The organism is Actinopolymorpha alba DSM 45243 (assembly GCF_000373925.1).
GTDB lineage: Bacteria > Actinomycetota > Actinomycetes > Propionibacteriales > Actinopolymorphaceae > Actinopolymorpha > Actinopolymorpha alba.
In genome coordinates, this window is record NZ_KB892778.1 from 35,600 (window position 1) to 53,570 (window position 17,971).

14 protein-coding genes are annotated in these 17,971 nt (G+C 67.8%); 10 read left to right on the plus strand and 4 right to left on the minus strand.

The features are described from left to right. The first annotated feature begins 124 nt into the window (after positions 1 to 124). A complete protein-coding gene (locus B141_RS0126600) occupies positions 125 to 1,453 on the plus strand; it encodes an MFS transporter (protein ID WP_020578235.1) in 1,329 nt (442 codons plus the stop codon). A 73-nt stretch (positions 1,454 to 1,526) separates the two neighbouring features. Further along, positions 1,527 to 1,838 carry a GNAT family N-acetyltransferase gene (locus B141_RS0126605; protein WP_020578236.1) on the plus strand — a complete coding sequence of 104 codons (312 nt, stop codon included), beginning with the start codon at positions 1,527 to 1,529 and terminating at the stop codon, positions 1,836 to 1,838. A gap of 23 nt (positions 1,839 to 1,861) precedes the next feature. Here the strand turns inward: B141_RS0126605 and B141_RS0126610 are convergent, their stop codons facing one another. Next, positions 1,862 to 3,337, minus strand: coding sequence for an ATP-binding protein (locus B141_RS0126610; RefSeq protein WP_020578237.1), 1,476 nt, complete (start codon positions 3,335 to 3,337; stop codon positions 1,862 to 1,864). Beyond that, positions 3,334 to 5,016 carry an NAD(P)/FAD-dependent oxidoreductase gene (locus B141_RS0126615; RefSeq protein ID WP_020578238.1) on the minus strand — a complete coding sequence of 561 codons (1,683 nt, stop codon included), beginning with the start codon at positions 5,014 to 5,016 and terminating at the stop codon, positions 3,334 to 3,336. The genes B141_RS0126610 and B141_RS0126615 overlap by 4 nt, the downstream gene beginning before the upstream one ends. 113 nt (positions 5,017 to 5,129) lie before the next feature. Here B141_RS0126615 and B141_RS0126620 point away from each other — a divergent pair, with 113 nt between their 5' ends. The 8 genes from B141_RS0126620 (at position 5,130) to B141_RS0126655 (ending at position 15,543) form a co-directional block, all read left to right on the plus strand. Then, positions 5,130 to 5,957, plus strand: coding sequence for a phytanoyl-CoA dioxygenase family protein (locus tag B141_RS0126620; protein ID WP_020578239.1), 828 nt, complete (start codon positions 5,130 to 5,132; stop codon positions 5,955 to 5,957). Between the two features lie 242 nt (positions 5,958 to 6,199). Beyond that, complete coding sequence (locus B141_RS0126625) at positions 6,200 to 9,490, plus strand: hypothetical protein (RefSeq protein ID WP_237742816.1); 3,291 nt, start codon at positions 6,200 to 6,202, stop codon at positions 9,488 to 9,490. 43 nt (positions 9,491 to 9,533) lie between these two features. Beyond that, positions 9,534 to 11,057: an ABC transporter substrate-binding protein gene (locus B141_RS0126630; protein ID WP_020578241.1), complete on the plus strand. Its 1,524-nt coding sequence runs from the start codon at positions 9,534 to 9,536 to the stop codon at positions 11,055 to 11,057. A gap of 5 nt (positions 11,058 to 11,062) precedes the next feature. Then, positions 11,063 to 11,962: a carbohydrate ABC transporter permease gene (locus B141_RS0126635; protein ID WP_020578242.1), complete on the plus strand. Its 900-nt coding sequence runs from the start codon at positions 11,063 to 11,065 to the stop codon at positions 11,960 to 11,962. A 103-nt stretch (positions 11,963 to 12,065) separates the two neighbouring features. Beyond that, a complete protein-coding gene (locus B141_RS0126640; protein WP_020578243.1) occupies positions 12,066 to 12,866 on the plus strand; it encodes a carbohydrate ABC transporter permease in 801 nt (266 codons plus the stop codon). Positions 12,867 to 12,876: 10 nt separating this feature from the next. Further along, entirely contained in the window at positions 12,877 to 13,206 is a 330-nt protein-coding gene (locus tag B141_RS0126645; RefSeq protein WP_157181302.1) for a hypothetical protein, read from the plus strand. Positions 13,207 to 13,252: 46 nt separating this feature from the next. After that, a complete protein-coding gene (rhmD, locus tag B141_RS42895) occupies positions 13,253 to 14,497 on the plus strand; it encodes an L-rhamnonate dehydratase (RefSeq protein WP_020578245.1) in 1,245 nt (414 codons plus the stop codon). Beyond that, positions 14,497 to 15,543, plus strand: coding sequence for a Gfo/Idh/MocA family protein (locus tag B141_RS0126655; protein WP_020578246.1), 1,047 nt, complete (start codon positions 14,497 to 14,499; stop codon positions 15,541 to 15,543). Before rhmD ends, B141_RS0126655 begins: the two co-directional genes overlap by 1 nt. A 120-nt stretch (positions 15,544 to 15,663) precedes the next feature. Here B141_RS0126655 and B141_RS0126665 read toward each other — a convergent pair whose 3' ends face one another. Together B141_RS0126665 and B141_RS50870 are read right to left on the minus strand one after the other, a co-directional pair. Beyond that, positions 15,664 to 17,055, minus strand: a complete 1,392-nt coding sequence (locus B141_RS0126665) for an HNH endonuclease signature motif containing protein (protein WP_020578248.1) — start codon at positions 17,053 to 17,055, stop codon at positions 15,664 to 15,666. A gap of 162 nt (positions 17,056 to 17,217) precedes the next feature. After that, the gene (locus B141_RS50870; RefSeq protein ID WP_202805930.1) at positions 17,218 to 17,619 is read right to left on the minus strand and encodes a transposase; all 402 of its coding nucleotides are present in this window, start codon (positions 17,617 to 17,619) and stop codon (positions 17,218 to 17,220) included. Between the last annotated feature and the right edge of the window lie 352 nt (positions 17,620 to 17,971).

Sequence of the window (17,971 nt, forward strand, 5' to 3'; positions counted from 1 at the left end):
GCCATCGCAGTGCGCCGGCAGCGTCGCCAGAGCGCCCACCACTCGCACGTTACGTCCGTCGGGCGCGGATCCTGGCCGATCGAAGGTTCGCCAGCGCGCCCGCGGCACGAGAAAGGGATGACGCGTGCCCGGCCCCAACAGTGGTTCGGTACCTGGCTCACATACCGCCGTCGACACCCCGTCACCAACAGGAGGAGAACGCGGCGGGCGCCACGTCCGGGCGCTGGCGATCACCAAAGCAAACTACGCCATGTTGTACGCCGTCGACGGGGCGCTTCTGCCGTTCCTGTCCGTCTTTCTGGCGTACACGCACGGACTGAGCCCCAGCCAGATCGGACTCGTCCTCGCCGTGTCGAGCGCCACCGCCGTCCTGGCGCCGCCGGTGGTGAGCATGCTGGCGGACAGGTACGGCCGGGCCAGGACATTGCTCCTCGCCAGCCTGATCGCCTCCGCCGCCGCGCTGGCGATCTTCGCCGTGGTCGACGGCTACTGGTGGGTGCTCGCGGCCTACGCGGCGTTCAGCCTCGCGCGGGAACCAACCCGGCCGCTGTTGGACGGCATCTTCTTCAGCGCCCAGCGAGCGGTGCCGGCCCTGGCGGAGGTGAGCTATCACCGGGTACGCCTGTGGGGGACGTTCGGCTACATGGTGCCCGGCGTCCTCCTCTACTTCTTCCTCGACACCACGACCTCGCTGGGTGTCCTCCCGATCCTCGCCAGCGGGATGGCGATCCTCGGCATGGTGGTGGCGACGTTCCTCCCGACCTGGCCGCGAACGCCGGCTGACGAGGTCGCGCAGGCCGCATCACCGGGAGGGGCCACCGGCTCCACCGGCCCCACCAGCCCCGCCACGGTAGGCGCGTTGGTGGGCTCGGCGGTCCGGCTGCTCCGCCGGCGTACGACCGCGGTCTTCGTCCTCGCGATGTTCCTGCTGCAGGCCTCCATGGCGGCGTACTTCGCGTACTACCCGCTCCACGCGACGACCGTGGTCGGGTTGTCGCCGCGCTGGCTCGGCCTGGTGAGCAACCTCGGCGTCGCCGTCGAGCTCGGCTACATGGCGGCGTTCGGTTGGCTGGTACGCCGCCTGGGCTGGCGGCGGCTGATGGTCCTCGGTGCGACCGCGGCGGCCGTGCGGGTGGCGTTGCTGGCGGCGGTGCCGACCGTCGGTGTGGTCGTGGGTACGCAGGTCGTGCACGGCATGGTGATCATCGTCTCGATGGTGGCCGGCCGGATCCTGCTGGACCGGCAGGCGCCCGACGAGATCCGGCACACGACGCAGGGCCTGTACGCGATGATCGTCATGGGCGGTGGCAAGATCGCCGGCAGCGCGCTCGGCGGGGTGATCGCGGCGTACTCCCTGGCCGCGGTGTTCTGGAGCGCCGCAGTCGTGGGCCTGGCCGCCACGCTCCTGCTCGCCTGGTCGTTGCGCGACGTCGACACCGCGAACCCGGGATGATGCCGCGGCCGCGCGGTGTTGCCGTGGATGCCGCAGGATGAGGGTCATCCCGGCAGTGGAGAGGAATGCGCGGATGGCAACGGTCAGCATCGCGGACAACCCCGAGCGTCGCAGGTACGAAGCGAGCAATCCCGATGGTGAGGTGGCGGGTTTCGCGGAGTACATCAGGACCGAGGAACTCGTGGTCTTCACCCACACGGAGGTCGCCCGCGCGTACGAAGGGCAGGGTGTGGGGTCCGCACTGGCGGCGGGAGCCCTCGATCATGTCCGGTCACTGGGGCTCGCGGTGATCCCGATGTGCCCGTTCATCCGGTCCTACATCGAACGCCACCGGGAGTACGCCGACCTCGTCTATTCGGCGAAGCCCTCGTCGGTGCACGACTAGCGCACAACCGGCGCGGTACACGACTAGGGCGCGTCCTCGACCAACGTCGTCCCGTCCCGCGCGACCAGCGGTAGGCGTACGGCGAAACGGGTGTCGCCTGGGCGCGACGCCACCGAGATGTCCCCGCCGTGGCGTCCGACCACGATCCGGTAGGCGATGTCGAGGCCGAGCCCGGTGCCCTGACCCACCGGCTTGGTGGTGAAGAAGGGTTCGAAGATGCGCTGCCGTAGCTCCTCGGGGATGCCCGGCCCGGTGTCGGTGATCTCGACCAGCAGGCGTTCGCCGTCGAGCGAGGTACGGACCCCGAGCGTGCCCTGCCCGTCCATGGCCTGCAGGGCGTTGTCGATCAGGTTGGTCCAGACCTGGTTCAGCTCGGCGGGATAGGCGGGTATCCGCGGGAGGGCGCTGTCGAAGTCGGTGATGAGCTCCACACCGCCGAGCTTTCCGGCGAACATCGCGAGCGTACTGGAGAGTCCCTCGTGGATGTCGGCGTACTCCGAGGGTGCCCGGTCGAGGTGGGAGTACTGCTTCACCGCCCCCACGAGCGTCGAGATGCGGGTCACCGAGTCGTTGATCTCGCGGAGCAGGACTTCGCTCTCGACCGTGGCGGAGAGCCAGTGGACAGCGCTGTCAAGGAGTTCTTGCGGCACCCTGCTGGCCACGGTGTCGAGCAGGTCGGTGTCCAGCCCGGCGGCGACGAGGCTCGGCGCGACGTCCCAGGCGTTGCCGACTCCGTGATCCTCCAGCCAGTCCGTGACCGCGTCCTCGCGTTCGGACTCCTCCAGCGCCGTCAACCTCGGCAGGTCAGGAATGGCGTTCACCGCCTCCTCCTGGACGTCCACGAGCGCCTCGAGCACCCGGGGGTCGATCTTGCCGTGGGCGATCATGGCGAACTTGCGCCGCGTGGCGGCCACGTGACCGCGCAGCGTCGCGACGGCGCGGACGGCGGCCGCGGCGGGATTGTTGAGTTCGTGGGTGAGACCGGCCGACAGGGCGCCGAGGGCGAGGAGTTGCTGCCGGCGACCTACGAGTTCCTGCGACGTCCGCATCGCCAGGAACAACCCCTCCAGCAGGTGAATCGCCATCGGGAACCACGCGTGCATCGCGTGGGAGAAGTCGTCTTGGCGGAGTACGAAGAAGCGGGTGTCGGTGAGGGCGTGCAGTGTGGAGGTGTAGGTCTGCGGCGCTCTGTCACCGAGGTAGGACTGCACCGCACCGGCGTACACCCCGACCTGGTGGGTGCGGGTGAGCTCCACCTCGTCTGGACCTACGCGGTGCGTCAGGCTGATGGTGCCGTCCAGGAGGACGACGAGCACCTTCGCCGGTGCGCCTTCGGCGAGGACGGTCTCCCCTCGGGGCACTTCCGCGACCCAGCCGTGCTCGGCCAGCCAGCCGCGCTGCTGGTCGTCGAGCCGCTCGAACAGGAACAGCTCCCGCAGCTCGGTCGCGCCCAGGGGCCCGGTCGGCTGGTGGATGGTCCGCCCAGTGGTCTCGGTCATGGCGTGCCCAGATACCGGTGCGCGAGCGTCACCGCCATCGCACCCTCACCGACCGCGGAGGCGACCCGCTTGACGGACGCCGACCGGACGTCACCGGCGACGAACACGCCGGGCATGCTCGACTCCAGATGCCACGGGTCGCGGTCGACCGACCAGCCTCGGGGTCGCCGGCCGCTGGCGACCAGCGCCGGGCCGGTGACCAGGAACCCGCGCTCGTCGCGTTCGAGGACGCCGGTCAGCCAGTCGGTACGCGGAGTCGCGCCGATGAACACGAAGAGGTGGCTCGCGGGCACGCATTCCGACGTTCCGGTTGACCCGTCGTGCAGCGTCAGGGACTCCAGGTGGTCGGCCCCGTGGGCCTTCTCGACGACGGTGCGCAGGCGGACGGACACGTTGGGCCGGGTCCGGAGCTGCTCCACGAGGTAGTACGACATGGAGCGCTCGAGCGCGTCGGCGCGGACGACGAGAGTCACTGACCGGGCGATGGTGCTGAAGAACAGCGCGGCCTGGCCGGCGGAGTTGGCGCCTCCCACGATGTAGACGTCGCGGTCGGCGCAGTGCGCCGCCTCCGTGGCCGCCGAACCGTAGAAGACGCCGCGGCCGGCGAGCTCGGCGACGCCTGGGACATCGAGGTCGCGGTAGGCCACACCCGTCGCGATGATCACGGTGTGCGCGGCGACCTGGCCGCCGTCGTTGAAGGAGACGATCCGGGCCGAGCCACAGGCCTCGAGCCCGGTGACCTCGCTGGTGGTGAGGATCTCCGCGCCGAACTTCACCGCCTGCCGGCGGGCGCGCTCGGTGAGCTGGGCGCCCGAGACGCCGTCCGGGAAGCCGAGGTAGTTTTCGATCCGCGAGGACTGCCCGGCCTGGCCGCCGGTCGCCTGGCGTTCGGCGACGAGCGTACGCAGCCCTTCTGACGCGCCGTAGACGGAGGCGCCGAGCCCGGCAGGGCCGCCGCCGATCACCACCAGGTCGTAGAAGTCCGTGGTCGGGGTGGTCGGGAGGCCCACAGCCGCCGCGAGTTCGGCCGTCGTCGGCGCCACCAGAGTCGTACCAGACGGAGTGACGACCACCGGGAGTTCCCGGCCGTCGACGCCCGCCGCGTGCAGCAGGCGTTCGCCTTCCGGCTCGTCGGAGGAGAACCAGCGGTAGGACACCCCGTTGTTGGCAAGGAAGTCCCGGGCCGCGAACGACGGCGCCGACCAGCGGTGCCCGACGACCTTCGTGTCGCCGACCGCCACGTCGGGCTCGTTGGCGTACGCCTTGATCATCGCGTCGACGACCGGGTAGAGCTTCTCCTCCGGAGGTTCCCACGGCTTGAGCAGGTAGTGGTCGACGTCGACCACGTTGATGGCGGCGATCGCGGCGTCGGTGTCGGCGTACGCGGTCAGCAACGCCCGGCGGGCACGGGGGAAGAGATCCATCGCCGACTCGAGGAACTCGATACCGTTCATCTGCGGCATCCGGTAGTCGGCGAGTAGGACCGCGACCCGGCCGCCGCGCAGCTTGATCTCCCGCAGTGCCTCCATCGCCTCGGCGGCCGAGGTGGCGCGCACGATGCGGTGGTCGGCGCCGTAGCGGCGGCGTAGATCTCGGGCCACCGCCCGGGACACCGCGGGGTCGTCATCCACGGTGAGCAGGACGGGCCGGCTCTCGTTCGGGTCAGATTGCGCTGTCATCGCCCGCGATCCTACGTGGGCCGGCACCGGTCGCGGCCGAGATCGGTCCCATCCACAGACATCGCGGACATTCGGCGCGCAGGCTAGGAGGTCGCGCCGAAGGAGGGACGCTCATGGAATCTCGAAACCCGGAATCCCGAAAGCCGAGCCCGCTCGACGACTTCCTTTTCGATCTTCGTGGGTACCTGATCCTGGAGAACGCCGTCGAACCCGAGCTGCTCGGCGACCTCATCCAGGCGTTCGACGAATTTCCCGATCTTGAACCCGGCGAATGGTGGGGAAACGCCCAGCGGCGCGACTACACCGAGGAGACCGGGTTCGAACTCCACAACTGCGTCGAGGCCGGCGAGCCGTTCGAGCGGCTGATCGATCATCCGTCCTGGATCGAGTACGTACTGAGGTACGCCGGTGAGGACGACAGTTATGTCAGGGGCGTTTTCATCGATGAATGCATCGCCTCGATCCGGCGGTCCGGCGGGCACCATCCCGTGCACAGCGGTGGATATCGGGGCGCCATGCGGGGCGCTTACCGTTACCTGAACGGCGTGTTCCGCTGCGGTCAGGTCAACATCATCGTGGCGTTGACCGATATTGGCGACGGTGACGGCGCGACCATGGTGATTCCGGGTAGTCACAAGTCGAACTTCCCGCACCCGCTGGGCGGCGACTATGCCCGCGGTGATCGCATGGACACCCTGCCCGGCGCGATTCCCGTCCATCTCCGCAAGGGCGACGCGCTGCTTTTCATCGACGGTCTCATGCATGGCGGGAGTAGCCGGACGAATCCGGGGGAGCGGCGGATTCTCATTTATCGGTACGGCCCGTCATGGGCGCGGACCAGGTTCGGGTACGAGTATTCGCGGCCGCTGCTGGATCGGCTGTCACCCGAACGGCGGCGGATTCTCGAGCCGGTCCCACCCAGCCGGCCACCTGCCGTGTAGGTCTCAGCCGTTCGGTTTCTGAACGCTGCGAAGGAGCGCGCGCGGGCCTTCTGAGGCGTGTCGCCGGTCGATGGAGTTCACGGATATGCGGGGATATTGACAGCGCACGGTTCCTACTGAACAGTTCCCCGGTACCCGGCTTGAATCGATACAGATGGCCGGGTGAACGGTTCGCCAGATTCCGTGTTCCGGTAGCACCGGAAGGCTCAGCACAACGGGACGACCCCCGGAGGTGCTCAACCATGCCCGCTCCTTTCGAACCCATTCCTGGCTCTCCCCGACCGGGCCGGCGTACGCTCCTTCGCTGGTCAGGGATTGGTGTGTTCGCCGCGGTCACGAACGGATACTTCGCCACTCCCGCCATGGCGAGGCTCGCCAGCGGTACATCCACGCGAGGGCAAGGCACCCAAGGGCCGGCCGCGTCAGCCCTCGGCTGGACTTTCGACGCGACGACAGGGCTCTTCATCCAGCCACCCGTGTCGGCGGGCACGGCAGTGGCATGGGAGTTCAACACAGACGGGGATGCTGAGGGATGGCAGCCGACCCACAGCGTGGCGCCGTTCACGGTGGCAGGGGGAACGCTTCAGACAACCGTGACGGGCCACGATCCCTACCTGTTCGCGCCACCGGTACGCCTGACCGGTCAGCGCGACCGGCTGCTGCGGATCCGCGCCAGGGCGACCGGCGGCGACCGGCTCGGCATCTATTTTGCCACCGAGGAGTCGCCGAACCTCGCCGAAGACAAGATGATCCGGGTTCCGCTCCCGATGGATGGCGAGTTCCACGAACTCACTCTCGACCTGGGCGCGGCCAGCCAGCTATGGCGATCGGGGACGGTCACCACCTTCCGGGTGGATATCGAGCCGGCCAGCAGCGAAGGCGTCGTTCTCGAGATCGACTACGTACGCATCGAACGCCTCGGTGCCCGGTTAGCCGCGACCGTGCCCGGCGTCTCGCTCGGCAGCATCCAGCCCGGCGAGGAATTCACGGTCGCGACGACGGTGAGCAACCTCGGGGGCGAGGGCGCCGCCGGCTTCCCGGTCGAGCTCACGTTGCCCGAGGGCGCGGTGCCGATCGGTAACCCGGCAACGGATGTACCCGCCCTCGCCGCCGGCGCTGAAGTGAAGCTCACCTGGACGGCACGGTTGACCGCGGCGACACCGGGCGCGGCGACGATCGACCTCGCGGCCCCTGGGGGCGCGTTCCGGTTCGGCGCGCTCATTCCCGCGGTACCCGCGGCGCGGCTCGCGGCCCGCTGGGCACCCACTGGTGTGCAGGTTTTCCGCGACAACGCCGGCCACACCTACCTGCAGAACGCCCGTCTGCGGCTGGCGCTGCTCATCGGCCCACGCGGCTTCGCGCAAGCTCAGCTTGCCGTCCGCGACGGCGCGACCTGGCGGCCGATGGCCAGCAGCCAGCCGTTGACCTGGGTCGTGGTTCAGGGTGTGAACGGTCCTGAGCTCCTGCCAGTCGTACCCGACAAGGTGCGCCTGGTCACCGGCGACCCGGGTTCGGTGACTCTCACCGGCGGGGTGGTCGCGTCGGACGGTACGCGCTGGAGTGTGGAGCTGTCGTACTCACTCGGCGCGAAGGACGCCTTCGTACGAACGACGTACACCGCGACACCGGACCGGAACACCGACCTGCTCGCCTTCCGCGGACCGTCCCTCACCGCCGGAGAGCGGAGCTTTGGTGAGGCGCAGGACAGGGCGCTCTTCCCTGGCCTGGAATGGCTGGTGGCGGGAGAGCGGTCCTCCTCGACGCTTGACGCGGACCCTCCGCACAACCTTCGGTCGACCCCGCATCCGCTCAAGGTCACGGTGCCCCTGCTCGCGCTCGTCAACGACGGTGCGCTGGTCTCGCTGCAGTGGGACACCCAGCAGGTGTGGGATGGCGAGCGACGCCATCCGACCCCGCGGTTCGCCTCACCCAACTGGATCGACGGGCAACGCAACCATGCCTTGACGTTGTTCGTGCCAGGTGTCCCCGACCACGTGGACGAGAACGCACCATGGGCAACGGTCGCGCCGTATCCGGCGAAGGCCGGCCGTCCGCTGCGGGTGCGCGCGGAACTCGTGACCGAGCTGACCAGTGACGTCCTCCGCGCGATGGACCACTGGTACGCCGTGCACGGGTTGCCGGATCCGGCGGACAAACCCTTCGGGTGGGAGCAGGAGCTGGAGCTGATCCGGAACGCGTACGTGACGTCGTACTGGGATCCGGCGGTGAAAGGCTGGCCACACGTGTACGGCTGGGAACCCGAGCCGTTCGTGCCGCTCGCCGCCGTCCTCCAGATTGCCGGACTGCTCGCCAGCGACCCGGCCGCTGCCCGGGCGGCGTTCGACCGGGTACGCGAGTTCACCGTGAACGTCCTTGCGGAGAAGGGCCCGGGCGCTCTCGGCGAGCTCGGCGGCGCGCACATCACGATGTTTCACGCGCCGTTCTATCTCGGGCATCTCGAAGGCGCGCTGCCACGCTTCCGCGAGCAGATGGCCGACCTCCTGCGAACCCAGTGGGCCGACGGAAGCTGGCGGTTCGACCCGGGCGACGATCCCAATCGGCGGCGGCTGGGTGAGCCGGGCGCAGAAGGGCTCGGGTTCACCGCCGTACCCGCGCAGCGCCTGTTGAGGTACGCCCGGCTGAGCGGTGATCAAGAGGCCCTTGACGCGGGTCTGCGGGCCCTTGGATACCTGGAGAAGTTCGACGTACCTCGAGCCGCCCAGACCTGGGAGGTGCCGGTACACACACCGGACGTCCTGGCCTCGGCGTATGGCGCCGGCGCCTACGCGGAGGGCTACCGGCTCACCGGCAAGGGCGACTACCTGCACCGCGCGGAGTACTGGGCGCGCACCGGCCTTCCCTTCCTGTACGCGTGGTCTGATCCCGAGCGTCCGATGCTGCCGTACGCGTCGATCCCTGTCTTCGGGGCAACGGCATTCGTGCTCCCGTGGTTCGCGCGGGCCGTTCAGTGGAACGGCCTGGTCTACGCGTACTTCCTGCTCGACCTGCTTGACGCCGGCGGGCGCAAGGTGCGCTTTCCATGGCGCACGGTCGCTGAAGGTCTCGTGGTCAGCGCCATGCACCAGCAGCGCACCGAGGAGCCCGGGAAGGGCGGCTATCCAGACGTGTGGGAGTTGCGCGAGAACGTCCCCATCAAGAACGTCGACATCAATCCCGAGGGTCTCGCGAAACCGGCCATCATGCTCATGGGTAGGCCGACCGACGTACAAACCGTCCTGCTGCGAAGGTCGGGGGAGGTCGCCCGGATCAGTACCGCCGCGGCCGTGTCCGGCGCCTCGTGGACGGCGTCCACCCTCGCGGCAACGCTCCACTTCTATGCCGGCGCGACCTCTCACCTCATGGTGACAGGCGTTTCCGGCCCACGTCAGGTGCTGGTTGACGGGCGCGCGTTGCCTCGCGTGACGTCGCTTGACGCAGAGGAGGTTGCGGAGGGCTGGAAACGCCTGCCGGACGGGACCCTGCTGGTCAAGCTGCGCCATGCCGCCGAATCCACTCTGACAGTCAACCTGTAATTCGCCGTACTCAATGGACCGGCCTTACCAGAAGGGCCCTCGAATGTTCTCGACCAACCTCGTTTCGGACCGCGGACGTCCGCGCCTCCACAGAAAAGCCTGGGTTCGCCTCCTTTCGGGCGTCGCCGCACTCGCCCTCGCGGCGTCCGCCTGTGGCGGCAGCGGCGACGGCTCATCCAGTGACTCCTCCGGTGACACCGTCACCATCACTCTGGAAGGTCCGAACCAGTGGAACGAAAGCGGTTCGTCGTTCGGGCGACCGTGGGAGGACCTGGTCGCGGCGTTCGAGAAGGAGGAGCCGACGATCAAGGTCAAGACGGTGGTCCTGCCGCTCTCCAGTTTCAGCCAGACCATCTCGACCCACCTGTCGGCCGGGACCGCGCCGGAGCTGGTGTTCAACCAGGCGCCGCACCAGCCCTACATGGTGACGGCGCTCGATGAGTACCTCCAGAAGCCGAACCCCTACATCAAGAGCGGTCCCGGCAGTCAACGCTGGATTGACGTCTTCCGTAAGCGCTATTACGGGACCGGCAACCCGGCAAGTCGCAATGCCGAGGGAAAGGTGGAGTTCGTTCCCTTCAACCTCGTCGGCATTGGTCTGTTCTACAACAAGGAAGCCTTCGACAAGGCCGGTATCAGTGCGCCGTTCGCCACCTTCGAGGACCTGATCGACGGGTGCGGCAAACTCAAGGCCGCGGGCTACACCCCGCTGGCGATGGATCGGTCAGACCTCGGACCGGGATGGACGATGTCCACGATCAGCGGCATGTTGCTGGACACGTGGGTCGACCGGTTGAACGTCTACACGGTGGACGGCAAGCCCGGGAAGGCCGCCTCGTCGACCGGCCAGCCGGTGGTGGCGGGCAAGTCGGTGGCGAAGGCCGTCCTGTCGGGTGAGCTCACCACCAAGGCTCCCGAGATCGTCGAGTCCCACAAGCTGATCAAGCGGATGTGGGACTCCTGCGTGGACAAGAACTGGTCGGGTAACACCGAAGGTCTCAACGGTGCCGTCGTTGGCCTGCGCGACTTCGCGGGCGGCAAGGCCGGCATGGCATGGGGCGTCAACTTCGGGGTGAGCGCGTTGAAGGACGTGAAGTTCTCCTTCTCCAGCATGCCGTTCCCGCAGATCACCACTGACTCCACGCCAGTGGCCACCGACGCGCCGGCGAGGTTCGGGGCGAGCGTCGGCGGCACAAGCTACATGATCCCGTCGAAGGTCAAGGGCGCGAAACTCCAGGCCGCGGTGAAGTTCCTGCAGTTCGTCAGCACACCGGAGCGCATCCAGCCGTGGCTTTCGGCGACTGGCGGCATCTCGGCAGTGGAGGGCTCCGCCGGTGCCGGAGAGACCAAAGCCTTCGCCGATGGGAGCTGGGGCGACTCGATCCCGCTGGGCATCCCCGGAGGTCCTCCTGGCGTGACCACGCTCAGCTTGTTCGAAGGCTGGTTGCTGGGAACGAAGAACCTCCAGCAGCAGGAGTCCTACCTGCAGAACCTGTGGATCAAGGGGCAACGCCAGGCCGTCAAGGACAACAAGTGGGACAAGGAACCCTGGGCGGGGAGAAAGTGAGGACCATGCGGGCAGGGCGTCGACGCTTCCCGTGGTACGCCTATCTCGCTCTCGCTCCGTTGTTCGCGACGCTGGCGGTGTTCGCCTACTACCCGGCGGCCAGCGGGATCTGGCATTCGCTCTACGAATGGCGGCCCGGATTCGACTCGCCGTTCGTCGGGCTGGACAACTACGTGACGATGTTCGGGGACGACCTGTGGTGGAAGTCGTTCCGCAATCTCGGCTTCATCTTCGTGTTCGGTGTCACCATCGCCTGGGCGATCCCGCTGCTGGCCGCCGAACTCATCATCAGCCTGGACAGCAAGCGGGCGCAGTTCACGTTCCGGACCCTGCTCATCGCCCCGATGGCGTTTCCGGGTGTCGTCACCGTGTTGCTGTGGGCGGCGATGTACGAGCCGAACAACGGCGTGATCAACCGAGTCCTCCGAAGCATGGGGCTCGGCGTCCTGGCACAGAACTGGGTGGGCGACCCGGCGTTCGCCCTGCTGTCGTTGCTGTTCATCGGCTTTCCGTTCGTCGCGGGCCTGCCGTTCCTGGTGTTCCTCACCACTCTCCAGAACGTCCCCACGGAGGTCTTCGAGGCGGCGGCGCTGGACGGCTGCGGACGGCTGCGCCGGCTGACGGCGATCGACCTGCCGTTGATGGCGAGCCAGCTCAAGTTGCTGGTGTTCCTCGCCACCATCGGCGTTCTCCAGTACGGATTTGCCGCGTACCTCCTCACCGGTGGCGGCCCGGACAACGCCACACAGGTGCCGGTGTTGCGGATGCTCGGCGTGGCGTTCCAGGGCAGTGACTGGGGGTATGCGGCGGCGTTGTCCACCACGTTGTTCGTCATGACGATCCTGCTCAGCGTCGTCATCGTGTTCGTACGAAGGAGGGACACCGCCGATGTCCGTCCGCTCTGACGTAGCCGCGCCCCGCACGCAAGCCCGTCATGCGCAAGCGCGTCGTGCGCAAGCCCGACGTGCGCAAACCCGACGTACGCGAGGCCGTCGCCAGGCGCTGATCATGCTGGCTCTGGGCGTCATCGTGTTCGTGGGGCTGTTTCCGTTCCTCTTCATGCTGGTCACGTCGTTCAAGACCAACCAGCAGTATTACGAGTCGTGGTGGCTGCCGGCGCTGCCGCTGCATCTGGAGAACTACTCGCGGGCCTGGGCACAGATCCAGCCGTACTTCGTCACCTCGGTGACCGTGGCGGCCGCGGCGATCGTGGGCACGGTCGTGCTGTGTTCGGTGTCGGCGTTCGTGTTCGCGCGTTACCGCTTCTTCGGACGCAACGTGTTGTTCGGGCTGATCGCCGCGCTGCTCATGGTGCCCGGCATCTCCAGCCTGATCCCGATGTTCGTGCTGATGCGCGATCTGGGCCTGCTCAACACGCGAGCGGTCCTTGTCATCCCGCACATCGTCGGGGGATCGGTGCTGGGAACCCTGCTGATGAAGACGTTCGTCGAGCAGCTTCCGCAGGAGCTGTTCGACGCTGCCCGCGTGGATGGTGCGGGGGGCCCGCGGATGTTCGTCTCGATCATGCTCCCGCTGTCCATGCCGGTCCTCGGCACCATCGCGCTGGTCACCGTGATCGGAGTGTGGAACGACTTCTTCTGGCCGTTGCTGACGGTGACGGAGAACCACCTGCGCACCATCTCGGCCGGCCTGCAGTTCTTCCAGACACAGAACGCCACGGAGTACGGCCCGCTCTTCGCGGGGTACGCGATCGCCAGCATTCCGTTGCTCGTGCTGTTCGTCTTCTTGTCGAAGTACTTCCTTGCCGGTCTCCAGGGCGGTCTGCCCGGGGTCGGCGGCACCAAGTGAGGAGTCCGCTATGGCAGTGCGGCTTTTCCCACGAAGCATGCTGATCCTGGCCGTTGTCGTCTCCTCCCTGCTGGGCACGCTGTCGGCGGTGGCGTCGGCTGGAGCGGCACCTACGGCAACGACCGGCATCACGTCGGTGTCAGCGGGCGACGCGTCCGTCGTGGTGGCGGGAGCGGTGGACACGGGCGGAGACCCGGTGGCGGTCTACGCGCTTGGCGCCGAGGCAGACCCGAACAGCTTGACTGGCATGGAACCTGCCGGGACCACGACCGCGGCCGCGGATGGTTCGTTCCGGGTCTCGGTACCGCGGCTCGACCAGGCGGGCGAAATTCCAGGTTGACGACGTGGCGTACGTCAACGACTAGGGCGAGTGGAGAGGACGAGAAGTGACTGCGGATCGGATCGTCGACGTACGCGCGTCGTTCGTCGGCAGGGATGACCCAGAGCCGCCGGCCGCGGGCAAGGCTGGCCGGCGCGGCGATCATTGGCTGGGAGGCAAGGTCGCCAACCCGATGACCAGGTATGCGGAGTTCCGCGACAGCCGGGACGCGGGCATTGGCGCGGATGACGGCGGCACGGTCGTCGTCGAGGTGGAGGCGGAGTCCGGCGCGGTCGGCGTGTGGACGACCGGTGGCCTTGCTGCGGCGGCGATCATCGAGCAGCACCTGGCCCGGTTGGTGAAGGGCGAGCGTGCCTCCGCCCACACCCGGATCTGGGACCGGATGTTCGCGAGCACCCTGCGCTATGGCCGCAAAGGCCTGGTACTGCACGCGATCTCGGCCGTCGACCTCGCGATCTGGGACCTGCACGGCAAGGTCGTCGGTGAGCCGGTGCACGCGTTGATCGGCGGCCGGATCCGGGATTCCGTCCAGGTGTACGCGACCGGTCCGCGCCCAGAAACCGCGGCGGCATTGGGATTCGCGGGGGCGAAGCTGCCGTTGGTGTGGGGGCCGTCCGAAGGTGAGGCAGGGTTTCGCAACAACGTCGCGCTGGCCCGCGAGGCGCGCGCCGCGGTGCCCGCCGACTTCCCGTTGATGTACGACTGCTGGATGGCGCTGGACGTCGACTACGCCGTACGCCTGGCACATGCGGTCGAGCCGCTTGGTTTCACCTGGATCGAGGAGCCCCTACCGCCGGACGACTATGCGGGCCTGCGGCGGATCCGGGACCGGATGCCACCGACCATGACGTTGAACACCGGCGAACACGAGTACACCGCGGCCGGCTTCCGGCTCCTCTGCGAGGCGGGGGTCGACGTGATCCAGCCCGACCTCGGCTGGTGCGGTGGTATGACCGAGGTGCTGCGGATCGCGGACGTGGCTCGGGTCTACGACGTCAGAGTCATCCCGCACACCTGCGGAATGCCCAACTACCACTTCGTGGTGACGCAGCCCGGCGGCGACCTCGCGGAGTTCCCGGTGCTGTCGACGGACGGGGTGTCGGTGGCTCCGCAGCATGCGCCGTTGTTCTCCGGCGAGGACATTCCTGTCAATGGATGGTTGACGGTCGGAGAGGCTCCTGGCTTCGGACTGACTCTCAACCCTGATATGCGGTTGGTGCCCGCGGTGCCGGGGCTGCCCGGGGTGCCCGGCAGCCGTCGTGGCGGCGGCGTCGACGACCAGGGGCAGTGATGAGCGTTCCCCGATTGGCTGTCATCGGCACCGGGTGGTGGGCGACGACGGCGCACCTGCCGTCCCTCGTCGATTACGACGGCGCCGAGTTGGTGGCGGTCTGCGACGCGCGCGCGGACCGGGCGCGGGTGGTGGCGGAGCGGTTCGGCGTACGGCACTCCTTCAACGACGTCAGCGCGCTTGTGGCCGCCGGACTCGTCGATGGCGTCATCGTCGCAACGCCCCACACGAGCCACCACGAGGTTGCCAGGGCGGCGCTCGACGCGGGACTCCACGTCCTGGTGGAGAAGCCGCTGACGACGTCCGCCTCCGACGCGTGGGAGCTGGTGGCGGTCGCCGAATCGGCCGGCCTGCACCTGGCAGCCGGCTACACCTACCAGCACACCCGGACGGCGGGCTTCGTCCAGCGGGCGGTGCGGGAGGAGATCGGCGAACTCGTGTGCGTGGCGGCGGAGTTCGCATCCGGGACCGTCACGCTCTTCGCCGGAACGGAGGATCCTTCGACGGCCACGGAACCACATCCCCTCACTTACTCCGACCCGGCGAACGCGGGCGGCGGTCAGGGCCACGCGCAGGTGACCCACCTGATGGGCATGGTCCTGTGGGCGACGGGACGGCAGGTCGAGGAGGTGTCCTGTTACCTCGACCACCGTGGGCTCGCGGTCGACGTCGCGGACGCGATGGCGTTCCGGTTCGTGGGCGGCGGACTTGGCACAGTCACCTCCACGGGTACCGCGGTCGGCGGGCAGCCGCCGCACCAGCGGATCCGCTACTACGGCACCAATGGCTCGCTCGAGCAAGACCTGCTCTCCGCTCGAGCCACGTTGTACCGCGGCGACGGTACGTCGATCTCCAGCGAACCGGCGGTCGGAGAGCCCGCGTACCCGACGTACGCACCCGCTCGGTGCTTCGCTGACCTGCTGTCGGGCCGCGGCCCGAACCTCGCACCGGGCCGGCCGGCCGCCGCGACGACCGCCTTCCTCGACGCCGCCTACCGGTCGGCCGCATCCGGAGCCCCGCAGCGCGTGCATGCCAGGATGGGGTGATGCGGCAGGATCCGATCACGATCGTTGCGTACGACCCTGACTGGCCGGCGTTCCGTGATCACCTCCGTGCCAATCCTGCCGTCGCGGCCGAATACGCGCGGGTTTGAGGAGCCCTTCGCCTCAGAAAGGTATGAGCTCATCTTCTTGGGCGAGTTGCGCGGCGACGGATTCTCGTTGTCGTCTCGCTTCCGGGTCGGCCTGCCGGGGAATCCCGCCGCCTGGTAGGGGATCGGGGTTCGCGTCGTAGGTGTGCCCAAGCGGGCTTTGGGTCTTGAAGTAGCCCGGTTCGGGTTGGGTCCACAACCAGCCGCCTTCGTGTTTGGCTCGGTGGTGGCGTTTGCAGAGCATGGTCAGGTTGCAGGCGCAGGTGGTCCCACCATTCCGGTGTTCGAACGTGTGGTCTGCTTCGCATCGCTCGGCTGGCCGTTCGCAGCCTGGGTGGCGGCAGGTGCGGTCCCTCGCCTGCACGAATTCGCGTTGTTTCTTGGTGGGCCGGTAGGCGCTGCGGTTGTGGTAGACGACCACCCCGTCGGCGGTGACGGTCCAGCAGTACTCAAACCCTGCCTCGGCGGCTTTGATGAGGTCGGCGAGCACGTCTTCGGAGATTGGGCCGAAGTCCTTCAGGTCAGCTGGCTCGAACCCGGCCTCGCCAGCGCGCTCGTCCGTCTGGCCGGCCTGGCCGGCGGCGGCCTTGATCCAGGTGTCCAGTGGGGCGACAAGCTCAACTTTGACTGCCATGCCGCCGGTGTCGAGGTGTCGGCCGCGCAGGAGGTCGAGGAAGACGTCGACTTCGATCTCACCGAGCCAGCGGTCATCGCCGCCTGCTTTGAGGTGCTCGGTCAGCCTGTTGATGAACGCTTTCGCCTCCGCCACCTTCTCCAGCGGCAGGTCGTAGCCGAAGATACTCGCGGTCCCGTTGACACCGGCGCCGAACTGAATCTTGCGTTCGCGTTTCGCGGCCTTCCGCCGTTCCTCGGCACCCACCGGATCCAGCTTGATCACTTTGGCTTTCAGGCGGCGCTCAAGCTGCTGCCGAGTCAACTCCGAAGCTTTGGGCAGGATCCATTCCTCTGCTTCGCGGGCGAGTTCGTCTGACAGGCAGCTGGTTTCGGAGGAGATTTCCCGTGCCTTGTTCACATCAATCCGACCCGCCTCCAGTGCCGCGCGGGTCCCGGGGAGTCGCTTGGTGAGGTCGAACGCCAAGTCCAGTTCACGATCAGCCGACCCCGGTGACAGGGTGAGTGCCGCCCCGATCTCAACGGAGGCGAACTCGCTGCAGGTTTCCAGCAGTTCTGGTGGCGCGTCCTCACCACCCATCGGTGACCGCGCCACGTAGGCCATCGCGTCATACATCCGGCACGACGCCCACGACGCCTGCCGCTGCCAGGCCCGCATCACCACGACGCGCGCGTAGCCATTCACAGCAGTCAGATCAATCGCGGCGAGTTTGGTGGCAAGCTCAGGACCCGGCGCGGCCACCGCCAACACATCAACATCCCCGTGGTCGAACATGTATGCGACTCTATCACGAAAATGATCAGTTCGCCGACGCTCAGAACCCTTTGTTTTCAACAGGATTCCGTACATTGGCCAGGCCGTCAGGCGAGCTCGGGAACGTCGTCAACGAGCCCTTGCGCCGATCGATCTGCACGCCCCAATGCCCTAGGCCGTGTTTCATAAGTGTCGTTCGAGGTCACGGAGCCAGGTGTCGATGGCGGCGATGTGGATGGTGGCCTGGTAGCGGACGGCGAGTTTGTCGTATCGGGTGGCTACGGCGCGACGCTGCTTGAGCAGGTTGATGCCGCATTCGACGGCGTGTCGCTGCTTGTAGATATCGGAGTCGAAGGCGGGTGGTCGCCCGCCGCGGGAGCCGCGGTTGCGGCGGTGGGCGGCCTGATCGACTTTGACCGGGATGGTTGCCCGGATGCCGCGTCGCCGCAGGTAGACCCGGTTTGCGCGGGAGCTGTAGGCCCTGTCAGCCAGCACCCGGTCGGGACGACATTGAGGGCGGCCTGGGCCGGGGCGGGCCACGCTGATGCCGTCCAGCACCGCCTGGAACTGCGGGGGTGTCGCCACGCTGCCCGGCGGTGACCAGGATCGACAGCGGCTTGCGGCCTTGCTCACAACCCAGATGGAGTTTCGTGGTCCAGCCGCCGCGGGAGCGTCCCAACGCGTGATCAGCCGGCTCGATCCCGCCGACGCCGGCCAGGCCGCCTGGTGGTTCGGCTTGCAGATCCCCCTTTTCCGGGCTCCGGCCGCATGCTGGTGCGCCCTGGCAATCGTGGAATCCACGCTCACATCCCAGGTGATCAACCCAGCCGCATCGGCACAGGCCTGCAACCCGGCCAGGACCCGCGCCCAGGTGCCATCCCGCTACCAACGGCGAAACAGGCCATACACCGTCTGCCAAGGCCCATACTCCGCAGGC

What these genes read in the sequence shown, in the direction of transcription:
- B141_RS0126605 (WP_020578236.1), top strand. Translation starts at nt 1,527, where the DNA reads ATGGCAACGGTCAGCATCGCGGACAACCCCGAGCGTCGCAGGTACGAA.
- B141_RS0126610 (WP_020578237.1), bottom strand. Translation starts at nt 3,337, where the DNA reads ATGACCGAGACCACTGGGCGGACCATCCACCAGCCGACCGGGCCCCTG.
- B141_RS0126615 (WP_020578238.1), bottom strand. Translation starts at nt 5,016, where the DNA reads ATGACAGCGCAATCTGACCCGAACGAGAGCCGGCCCGTCCTGCTCACC.
- B141_RS0126620 (WP_020578239.1), top strand. Translation starts at nt 5,130, where the DNA reads ATGGAATCTCGAAACCCGGAATCCCGAAAGCCGAGCCCGCTCGACGAC.
- B141_RS0126625 (WP_237742816.1), top strand. Translation starts at nt 6,200, where the DNA reads ATGCCCGCTCCTTTCGAACCCATTCCTGGCTCTCCCCGACCGGGCCGG.
- B141_RS0126630 (WP_020578241.1), top strand. Translation starts at nt 9,534, where the DNA reads ATGTTCTCGACCAACCTCGTTTCGGACCGCGGACGTCCGCGCCTCCAC.
- B141_RS0126635 (WP_020578242.1), top strand. Translation starts at nt 11,063, where the DNA reads ATGCGGGCAGGGCGTCGACGCTTCCCGTGGTACGCCTATCTCGCTCTC.
- B141_RS0126640 (WP_020578243.1), top strand. Translation starts at nt 12,066, where the DNA reads ATGCTGGCTCTGGGCGTCATCGTGTTCGTGGGGCTGTTTCCGTTCCTC.
- B141_RS0126645 (WP_157181302.1), top strand. Translation starts at nt 12,877, where the DNA reads ATGGCAGTGCGGCTTTTCCCACGAAGCATGCTGATCCTGGCCGTTGTC.
- B141_RS0126655 (WP_020578246.1), top strand. Translation starts at nt 14,497, where the DNA reads ATGAGCGTTCCCCGATTGGCTGTCATCGGCACCGGGTGGTGGGCGACG.
- B141_RS0126665 (WP_020578248.1), bottom strand. Translation starts at nt 17,055, where the DNA reads ATGTTCGACCACGGGGATGTTGATGTGTTGGCGGTGGCCGCGCCGGGT.